The sequence below is a fragment of the Chryseobacterium salviniae genome (assembly GCF_035819015.1).
Classification (GTDB): Bacteria; Bacteroidota; Bacteroidia; order Flavobacteriales; family Weeksellaceae; genus Chryseobacterium; species Chryseobacterium salviniae.
Window position 1 is genome coordinate 1 of sequence record NZ_JAYLAA010000055.1, and the last position, 9,329, is coordinate 9,329.

The window sequence follows — 9,329 nt, forward strand, 5'->3', positions numbered from 1 at the left end:
GCTGTAACTTTACACACTAATATGGCAGGATAGTTTTCCTAAATCTGATGTGAAATATTATCAAAACAAAAATAGTTTTTACTTCACAAACGAAGAGAAAGCATTTTATGGCAATAAAATAGTGAAGGATATAATAGTTTACAAGTAATGAAGAATATATCCTGTATGTTACTATAAAACAAGCTCTTATTATACCTCTTGTAGCGACAACGCTCATCATCATGGAGAAGCGTCTGATGAGAATGGTGGGCCTTGTCTGGCTGAGACACAATCAGTATTAGTGATTACCGTGACGCGTGTATGCGAGATGGTGGGCGGCGGAGGTACCGGGGAAGGGGTTCCTCCCGGAGTTACCAATCCCCAGGGAGGAGGAACAGGAGGCGGAACAACCGAACCGGGTGGCAGTAACGGATCTGCCAATACTTCCCAGCCATGCGATGGAAACGGCATCATTTCTCAGCCACAAGACCCAAGTACAACATTAGAATCGCAAACAGGATGTAATACAGGAACACCTACGCTTCCGAATCTGGGTGAGAATCCATTTGCAGCAGATCCGTGTGAAAAAGCACAAATTCCCGTAAGCAACGCAAATGCAGTTTTACATGAGCCAAACATTTCCGGTGAAATGGCGATAATGAAAAGCCACGCTGCTAATGCTAATGTAGAATATGGTACAGCTATTATTAATATAGGAAGTTCTACTGTTGCTCAAGACCCTTATACTGATAATGAACCAGTAAAAGTAAATATTCACATACCTTCAGTTGGAGATTATATAGCTAATGCACATACACATCCTTGCCATGGAGTATCAGCACCTTCACTAGGTGATTTTTATGGCGATATTAAACATGTAAAAGACTATCCAACATTTCAAGGTGGTTATATTTTTTCTTGTAATGGATCAGTATATGCGTTTATTGTTGAAGATAGACAAAAAGCAATAGATTTCTTAAATACTTTTCCTGAAGCTGAAAATCTAAATCCAAATAGACAGCTGGTTAACGAAAAGTCACAGTTAGGGATAGACTTTAATAATTTGTATGAAGATTATATGCAAGGCAGACTTCCTAGTTACTCTGGAAATGGACAAACTGATGCACTTGAATCTGCACTAGCACAAGTCCTGGAAAAATATAATTCAGGAATGATCCTTGCCAAAAGTGATTCAAACGGAAATTTAAAACCTTTAAAACCAGTAAAATTTCAATACACAATTCCGGCATCAGGAGGAAAAAAAATTACAGGATATAAAGCAGTACCTTGTCCTTAATCAATAATAATTAAATACTTACCCAATTATGAAAACAAGACATATAATATCTATTCTGGTCATAATATCATTGCATGGAACAGCGCAGATTCCACAACCTATCAGTATGACCAATTATCCTAGCTTCTATACTCAAATCGTAAATAAACTTAACAATATCATCCCCAATAAAACGGTATATTACAACCAACCCTTATCTGTATTGCTTCAGACATTATCTCAAAACAATTTAACCATAAAAGCTTATGATCCGGTACCTTACAATAACAGGTATCTTAAATTAATGTTTATAGATGATGCTGAAACAAATTCTGAAAGACGTAAAAATGGTTATGTAGCCCCTTATATAGATATCTATTTTAAACAACCATATAACTACCAGCAAGCTTCAGCAATTATCAATCAATATCATTGGTTTTGGAACTCTACAGCTGAGAATTTTTATAAAAATTTGCTTATTGAAAAAATAGAATTCTGGTATGTGAGAGGTTTAACTGATAAAAGCATGGATCCTAAATAATGAAACCGGTTTTCACCTTATTTATTATATTCTGTTTTTTAAACTGCAGCCTTAGAAAAAAAAAGCCAGTTTATTATTTTTCGACAGGAATAGAAAATATAGAAGTTTTTCCCGCAAATAAAAGAGATTCAACAAAAATTGATTCAATTAATTTAGCTGGAGAAAAGTTTTTAGAGAAATGCAAGAGAAATAATTTAGATTGCATAGATGATATAGGAATTATGACCCTTTATGCATCATTCCCAAATGGAATATCCAACTTCAGACAAGTTCTATACGATGAACTTAGGCTAACTAAGAATGCCAAATCAGGTGAAAACCGTATTCGCATAACAATAGGAACAAAGGATAATTTAGAAAAAGTAGAATTTCTAAAATATACTGATGAAGAAACGAAAAAATCCATCGAAACTGTGTTTAAGATACCAATGCTTAATACATGGAAATCTGCTAAAATTTATGGTATTGCCGTAAAAGAACAGTTTGAACTCAGTATTTTTATAGAAAATAAAAAATAAATAAAGCTGCCTTCTTTTGAGGCAGCTTTATTATTATCGCACAATTTCTTAAATTAGCGCAACACAAAAAACACTCATGACGGAAAAACTACTCCAATACCTTTGGAACCATAAGATCTTCAAGCATTTCGACTTCAGGGATATGGAAGGAAATCCCATTGAGATCCTTGAATTCGGGAAATGGAATACCGATTCCGGGCCGGATTTCTTAGAGGCTAAAATTAAAGTCAACGGCGTTACTTTGGCCGGACAGATTGAGCTTCATATAAAATCCTCCGACTGGATCTTTCACAATCATTCGCAGGATCCGAACTACCGGAATATTATCCTTCATGCCGTATTTGAGCATGACATGGATATTGAAGAACTGAAAAATATAAACATTCCCACTCTCGAGCTTAAGAATTATATTGACCAAGATACACTCTGGAAATATGAAAAACTGTTAAGCGGAAATCAGTTTATCGCCTGCGAAAACATCTTCGACCCGAAGTATATTCCTCTCCTTTTTCATGAAGAAAATGTCTTGAAAAAGCTGAATGAGAAATCTGAAGAGCTTGAAAGAAACCTGAAAAAGTTTAAAAATAACTTTGAAGCTGTGCTGTTCCACAGCCTTGCGTATTCTTTCGGACTGAAGATCAATGCTGAGATTTTCAGGCAAATTGCAGAAAGCATCGATTTCTCGATTATTCTGAAAGTCCGACAAAACAGAACCCAGCTTGAAGCATTATTGTTTGGAATTGCAGGCTGGCTGGAAGATCCAAAAGATGAAGCGGTGAAAATCTGGAAAAGGGAATTTGATTTTTTGAAAGCGAAGTTCAACATTCCTGATGTAAAAATTCATCCTAAATTTTTAAGGCTGCGGCCGCCTAATTTCCCGACACTGCGTTTGTCACAGCTTGCGGATTTGTATCACCGACATCAGAACCTGTTTTCAAAAGTAATCCATGCGAAATCTGCCGAAGATTTATATATTTTATTTAAAGAAATTAAAGCTTCGGAATATTGGGACAATCATTTCAATTTCGGAAAAATTTCTAATGTAAATCAACCGAAAATAGTGAGCAGAGACTTCGTAGAGCTGATTATTTTAAACACTATTTTGCCTTTGAAATATACGTATCATCAGCGTCATAATGAAGGAATTGCAGAGGAACTGCTTATTTTTTATAAAAATCTGCCCCCAGAAAAAAACTCCGTTATTGACCATTGGAATAAAATGAATGTCAGAATACCCAGCTCCCTTGAAAGCCAAAGTCTCATTTATCATTTCAATCATTTTTGCTTACAAAAAAATTGCTTACATTGCAGTATTGGATTAAACTTTTAAAAGAATTTAAAAATGCTAGATAACATCCGCCACAAAATGGAAAGAGAATGGTTCGGCGTTCTTACGAGAACCGGCGCAAAACTGGGCATTCCGGTATCGAAACTCCGGGTTTTCTTTATCTACTCTACTTTTGCTACAGCAGGATTTTTCTTCCTGATTTACCTCGGGCTGGCATTTACGTTATGGGTGAAAGATATTTTCATCACAAGAAGACCTAATGTTTTTGATCTTTAAACTATGGAGTTTTTGCAGATTACATCCCCGGAAGATTACCGAGTTGAGCAGATTTATAGCTCATACTGCACCACATTTTGTGAAGATGAGCGAAGAGACTGGGAAAAGCTGGTGACTTTGTTTACAAATCCGAAAGTAAAAATTATTTCCGTACTCCACGAATCAAAAAACATCGGTTACCTCATCCTTTGGGAACTCAGCAATTATACTTTTGTAGAACATTTTGAAGTTTTTGAAGAATTCCGGAGTCAAAAGCTGGGATCATTCATTACCAAATATCTTTTTGAAAATTATCCGAGAATCATCCTGGAAATAGAACCGGAACATTGGGGAGAAAATGCAGCACGAAGATATGCTTTTTACCAGCGAAACGGCTTTCACCTTATTGATGAAATGTATGTACAGCCAAGCTACGGAATAGGAAAAAAACCGCTTAACCTATGGCTTCTTTCAAACTATCATCCGGAAAATGTGAAAGATATTAAAGACGAAATTTACGATATTGTCTATCATTAATATCTGAACATATTATTCCCCAACAGAACTTTCTTTTAATCTTTCAACGAATACCGGAAGAGATTCTTCCATTCTGGATAAAGCACCTGCGAGATTTTTAACCCTTACAAAAGTTCTTGTCTGCGGTTTGTTTAAAAAAGAAAATTCAATAAACTCGGAGATTCTTTCTCTGGGAATGCCTTCTCTTATGAAGTAATCATCTTCCACTCTGTCGCGGATCCATACAATATCTTCCTGAAGATCATCGTATCTGTACTGTCTTTTCATTCGCCTCGCATCGCCGCTGAAGAGATCGTAAAGTCCCTGAACATTAAGACTTCCCAACAAAATGGGAAGCAGCACCTGTTTGATATCTGCAGGCGTTTCCCGCATTTTCCCGACAGGCTGCGGAAGACCCACCGCATCTTCCACAATTTTTCCTTTATCAATTTTAGCAACCGCCCGCGAATCTTTTTTAATATCGCCTGTAAGGTTGGCAATTTCTACTTCTTCTATCTGTTCGGCAATTCTTATGAGTGTAATCGCTGCTTTTTTATCAGTAAGATATTTTGCCTGTATGGAAGACCTTTCATATCCGGAACGAATGAATCTCAGCTCATCTTCCGGTGCAGCCTCGATTGAAAAAGTTCCGTCTGATGCCGTATAGGTTTTCTTTTCAGAAGAAATATTCATCACCATTACCGCAGGAAGTGCAACACCGTCTTCATCCGTGATGGATCCTTCCACCGTTTTTTGTGAAAATATATTCAAAAAAGGAAATACCATAAAAATTAAAAGTTTCAGCCTCATTACTTTTAAAATCATACAGTAAATTTATGGCGCTTTATAGGCGGAAATCCTATTAAGCACTGCACTTCTGAATCTGTTCAGATCTGCTTCGGCAACATATCCGTATTTGAGTATATTCTTTCTTTCAAAACCGGTTCTCAGGATATAAAGGATGAAATGCTGTATCTGGGCTTTTTCAATTTTAAGATCTTCAAAGAATGCTGTTCCGAGGGCATTCTGCAAGTAGTTCAGCAGATCAATATCGTCCCACTTGTTTTTAACTTTTCCGAGAGAGAATATCCCTTTTGTTACCGGCTGCACAAATTCTCCCGCTCGTGGTGCCAAAACAGAAGGTGCCGATTTTCGGGTCATGTACACTGCAAGCTCATTTTTGAGCTTCTGAACTTTTCTTGGGGAATTCAGGTTTTTGGAATCGATTTTAATATCTTCCGTAATTTCTTTTTTCACTTCCACCTCAGCAATAGGTGTTGCCGATCTCACAAGTGTAACATTAACTGGTGTGCTGATGCTCTCATTATTAATTTTCCGGCTTGCCCTTTCATAGCCGGTTTTCACAAACCGAAGCTCATCTCCGCTTCTTCCGGAAATCATGAAATGGCCGTCACGATTGGTGATAATCCTTTCGTCAGTCCTTATATTGATGACTGTGACTCCTGCAATTTCGGAATTTTCTTCAGAAGTTACTTTCCCAAAAATATAGTCCTGAGCCTGAGCAGTAATGAAGAAAACAGTGAATAAAATAAAGAGTAGTTTAATTTTCACGGAAAGTTTTTTATTAGAGCAAAACTATCAATATTTTTAAATATTTCGTGAAGTTTAACCACACTTAACGGGTTTTAGCATTTCTTTTTGATTTTTCATCATAAAACTGTTAAATCCGCAACCGTATTTGTTAAAATTTAGCTTAAAAATTAAGTAACTTGCACATTGAATCCTAACCGAAATGCAAAATTCTTACACCGTTATCAATGCTTCAGCCGGCTCGGGGAAAACCTATGCGCTGGTGCAGCGGCTTTTGATGATTTGTCTCCGGTATCCTAATCAGCAGCAGTCGATCAGGAATATTCTGGCATTAACTTTTACCAACAAGGCGGCCAATGAAATGAAAGAAAGAATTCTGAAATGGCTTGGAAACTTCTCTTCGGATAATTTTGCGGAAAACAGTGACCTGAAAAACATCCAGAAAGCATTTGAGGTTGAAGGGATTAAAATTACCATTGATGAATTACACATCCGTGCAAAAAAACTGCTGGATTATGTTCTTCATAATTATTCTACGCTGAATATTGGAACCATAGACCGTTTTAACTCCAGACTGGTGAGAAGCTTTTCTTATGAATTGGGACTGGCTAAAAATTTCAATCTTGAAATTGAAGCAGAGCCTTTCCTCATTGAAGCGGTTGATAAAATGCTTGACCAAATCGGGGAAAATGAAGTGATTTCCGAGTCTTTTATGGATTATGTGGATTACAGCCTGGAGAATAATGAAAGGATTAATTTAAATAAAAACCTGTATGATTCTGCAAAAGAATTTGTGAAGGATATTCATTATGAACATCTGAAGAACAATAAAGATTTTGACAGTTCAAATTACGAAAATATTAAAAATACGCTTCGTAAAGAGATTGTATTGAACAAGAAACAAGCGGTTGAACTTGCTACGAAATCAATAGAATTATTCAGGTCGAGGAATATTGAAGTTGAAGATTTTGCGCAGGGCAAAAACGGAATCGGCGGATTTTTCACTAAAGTTTTAGATTTTTATCAGCAAAAGCGGGCCGGTTTCCCTTTTCCTACAACCGCTGAAGAATCCGTAGTTAATAATTACCGTAAAGGTGCCGCTTCGAAAGCAAAACATAAGGAAGCTGATATTCTGGAAATCCTCGATCAGCTACTCGACAACAGGATGCAGCTGATTCTTCTCTACATTGAGACCCAGAAAAAAGAAAAAATCCTTTCGGCACTTTTGCCGCTGAAAGTGAATAAAGATATTCAGGATGAGCTGAGAAAAATAGAACAGGAAAATGATCTTGTATTATTAAGCAAATTCAACATCCTGATTAATGAAAACCTTAAAAATGAGCCTTCTGCATTCATTTATGAAAAAGTAGGATCTCAGTTTCAGCATTATTTTTTTGATGAATTCCAGGATACCTCCGAGCTGCAGTGGCAGAATTTCCTTCCGCTGAGGGATCATTCTATTTCCACTGAAAATACTTCGTTCACATTGGTTGGCGATCCTAAACAGAGTATTTACCGTTTCCGGGGCGGAGAAAGCAAACTGATGCTTGATATCATCAACAAAAAAGAAATTACTCCAAAAGAAGCCGAACTTCTGGTGCTGAAAGACAACTGGCGAAGCGCCAAAAATATAGTCCGTTTCAATAACGATTTGTACCGCTTTCATTCTGATATTTTAGAAGAAGAGCATAAGAATATTTTCGGGACGGATGCCGAGCAGACTCCGAGATCTTCGATGGAAGGCCGTGTAAAAGTTAATTTAATTGAAAATCTCACCAACGAAGATTTTTATAATGATACTTCCGAAAGAATGCGGAAAGACATCCAGGAAGCCCTTGATAATGGTTTCAGGTTTTCCGATATTACCATTCTTTGCCGCGGGAATTTTGATATTTTCAGCTATTCCCAAAAGCTGGGAAATTTAAAAGTGATCTATAAAGGTGAAGAAACAAATATCAAAACAATTTCTGATAAAGGTTTAACACTGGAACTTTCCAATACGTTGAAAGCGGTTATTGAATTCCTGAAATGGGAGGTCAATCCGAAGAATAAGCCTAATCTGATTATGATGATGTATTATCTTAATCAGCTGGGAAGAATTCATATGGTGGATTTCACACTGGAAATGAAAGAAATTCTTGACCTCACTTCACATGAAGAAATTTTAGACTTCATCCAGAAAAGATATGCTTTAAAGCTTAAGCAGGATCATTTTCCGAGATTTAATCTTTATAATTTTATAGAATTTTACATCAATGAATTTTCCGTTGAAAATAAGGAAACGGATTTCCTGCTGAACTTTCTGGAAATGCTTTTTAACTTCACCCAAAATGCAGGAGCGAGCACTAAAGAATTACTGAAATACTGGGACGAAGAAGCTTCCACGTATAGCATTCAGGCTTCTGAAAATATTGATGCGGTACAAATCATGACCATTCATAAGGCTAAAGGTCTGGAATTCCCAATCGTTTTTATCCCGATGATGAATAAAAACCGCGATGCAGAATTTACCAACTGGTTTGAAACATCGAAAGATACGCCGCTGAAATCAGTAAACATTAACCAATTCAGTAAAAATCTGGAAGTTTATGATGAAGAAATTGAAAAATTCAACAAACAAAATTCATATAAAAACTTTGTAGACCGGCTTTGCCTGCAGTATGTTGCTACGACCAGACCCGTTGAACAGCTGTTTTTCTATATTCAGAAAGCCAATAAAACATCCAATAATCTTGAGCTGCTTGAGTTCCTCCAGTCAAAAAATCCTGAAAATCTTGATGAGTTTGATTTATATGAAGTTACCCCTAAAATGCTGAAAAAATATTCGAAGGAAAAAATTTCATCTTTTAAAACCAAAGATATCCGCGTTTTGAAAAACATCAGCGAAAGCAATACTTCGATAAAAATTGCGACCCCCTCCAAAAACTATCAGGTAAGAAATGAAAAGGTAAGAGTTGGGCTTTTCGTGCATGAGCTTTTATCTCAGATTAATACCGCAAAAGACATCGGTAAAGTATTGGAATGCTATATTCTTGAAGGCCAGATAACGCTTGAAGAAAGCCGTACGATACAAACCGAACTCGAAAAAATTATAGAAACCCATGCTGGATTTTTCGATGAAAAATGGGAAGTTATCACTGAAAAAGACATTATGATTTCCGAAAATGGGGAAAGTAGAGTGTATAGGCCCGACCGTATTCTGAAAAGTGATGAAGGCTACATCATTGTTGATTTTAAAACAGGAGAAGAGTCTTCTAAAGATGAACGCCAGATTGAGAATTATAAGAATATTCTTGAAAAGCTGGGAAAAAAGGTATTGAAAACACAGTTGATTTATTTGTGAATCACATCATTAACAATCAAACATATTTCAAAGTTTCGGGGGGACCAAAGGTGSMGCGCAAC

General features: G+C 36.6%; 9 protein-coding genes. 7 read left to right on the top strand and 2 right to left on the bottom strand.

The genetic code is table 11. The annotated features are described in order from the left end of the window. Nucleotides 1-280: 280 nt before the first annotated feature. The 6 genes from SOP96_RS17055 to SOP96_RS17080 all read left to right on the top strand — a co-directional run bounded on the left by SOP96_RS17055 (nt 281) and on the right by SOP96_RS17080 (nt 4,394). Complete coding sequence (locus SOP96_RS17055) at nt 281-1,276, top strand: hypothetical protein (protein WP_326322104.1); 996 nt, start codon at nt 281-283, stop codon at nt 1,274-1,276. Between the two features lie 28 nt (nt 1,277-1,304). Then, nucleotides 1,305-1,796: a hypothetical protein gene (locus SOP96_RS17060; RefSeq protein WP_326322105.1), complete on the top strand. Its 492-nt coding sequence runs from the start codon at nt 1,305-1,307 to the stop codon at nt 1,794-1,796. Then, nucleotides 1,796-2,314, top strand: coding sequence for a hypothetical protein (locus tag SOP96_RS17065; RefSeq protein ID WP_326322106.1), 519 nt, complete (start codon nt 1,796-1,798; stop codon nt 2,312-2,314). The genes SOP96_RS17060 and SOP96_RS17065 overlap by 1 nt, the downstream gene beginning before the upstream one ends. Nucleotides 2,315-2,390: 76 nt before the next feature. After that, nucleotides 2,391-3,644 (top strand): DUF2851 family protein, encoded by a 1,254-nt coding sequence (locus SOP96_RS17070; RefSeq protein WP_326322107.1) that lies wholly within the window; start codon nt 2,391-2,393, stop codon nt 3,642-3,644. A 12-nt stretch (nt 3,645-3,656) separates the two neighbouring features. Further along, nucleotides 3,657-3,878, top strand: coding sequence for a PspC family transcriptional regulator (locus SOP96_RS17075; RefSeq protein ID WP_029297636.1), 222 nt, complete (start codon nt 3,657-3,659; stop codon nt 3,876-3,878). 3 nt (nt 3,879-3,881) lie between these two features. Continuing rightward, complete coding sequence (locus tag SOP96_RS17080) at nt 3,882-4,394, top strand: GNAT family N-acetyltransferase (RefSeq protein WP_326322108.1); 513 nt, start codon at nt 3,882-3,884, stop codon at nt 4,392-4,394. A 12-nt stretch (nt 4,395-4,406) separates the two neighbouring features. On the opposite strand, the gene SOP96_RS17085 is transcribed toward SOP96_RS17080, so the two are convergent. Beyond that, on the bottom strand, nt 4,407-5,198 hold the full coding sequence (locus tag SOP96_RS17085; RefSeq protein ID WP_326322109.1) for a carboxypeptidase-like regulatory domain-containing protein: 792 nt from the start codon (nt 5,196-5,198) through the stop codon (nt 4,407-4,409). 9 nt (nt 5,199-5,207) lie between these two features. Further along, the gene (locus tag SOP96_RS17090) at nt 5,208-5,945 is read right to left on the bottom strand and encodes a carboxypeptidase-like regulatory domain-containing protein (protein WP_326322110.1); all 738 of its coding nucleotides are present in this window, start codon (nt 5,943-5,945) and stop codon (nt 5,208-5,210) included. 181 nt (nt 5,946-6,126) lie between these two features. Between SOP96_RS17090 and SOP96_RS17095 the strand changes: the two genes are divergently transcribed. Beyond that, on the top strand, nt 6,127-9,267 hold the full coding sequence (locus SOP96_RS17095; RefSeq protein ID WP_326322111.1) for a UvrD-helicase domain-containing protein: 3,141 nt from the start codon (nt 6,127-6,129) through the stop codon (nt 9,265-9,267). Nucleotides 9,268-9,329 lie beyond the last annotated feature (62 nt).

Coding starts and splice junctions, on each gene's coding strand:
- SOP96_RS17080 (WP_326322108.1), top strand. CDS start 3,882: ATGGAGTTTTTGCAGATTACATCCCCGGAAGATTACCGAGTTGAGCAG.
- SOP96_RS17070 (WP_326322107.1), top strand. CDS start 2,391: ATGACGGAAAAACTACTCCAATACCTTTGGAACCATAAGATCTTCAAG.
- SOP96_RS17065 (WP_326322106.1), top strand. CDS start 1,796: ATGAAACCGGTTTTCACCTTATTTATTATATTCTGTTTTTTAAACTGC.
- SOP96_RS17085 (WP_326322109.1), bottom strand. CDS start 5,198: ATGATTTTAAAAGTAATGAGGCTGAAACTTTTAATTTTTATGGTATTT.
- SOP96_RS17060 (WP_326322105.1), top strand. CDS start 1,305: ATGAAAACAAGACATATAATATCTATTCTGGTCATAATATCATTGCAT.
- SOP96_RS17075 (WP_029297636.1), top strand. CDS start 3,657: ATGCTAGATAACATCCGCCACAAAATGGAAAGAGAATGGTTCGGCGTT.
- SOP96_RS17095 (WP_326322111.1), top strand. CDS start 6,127: ATGCAAAATTCTTACACCGTTATCAATGCTTCAGCCGGCTCGGGGAAA.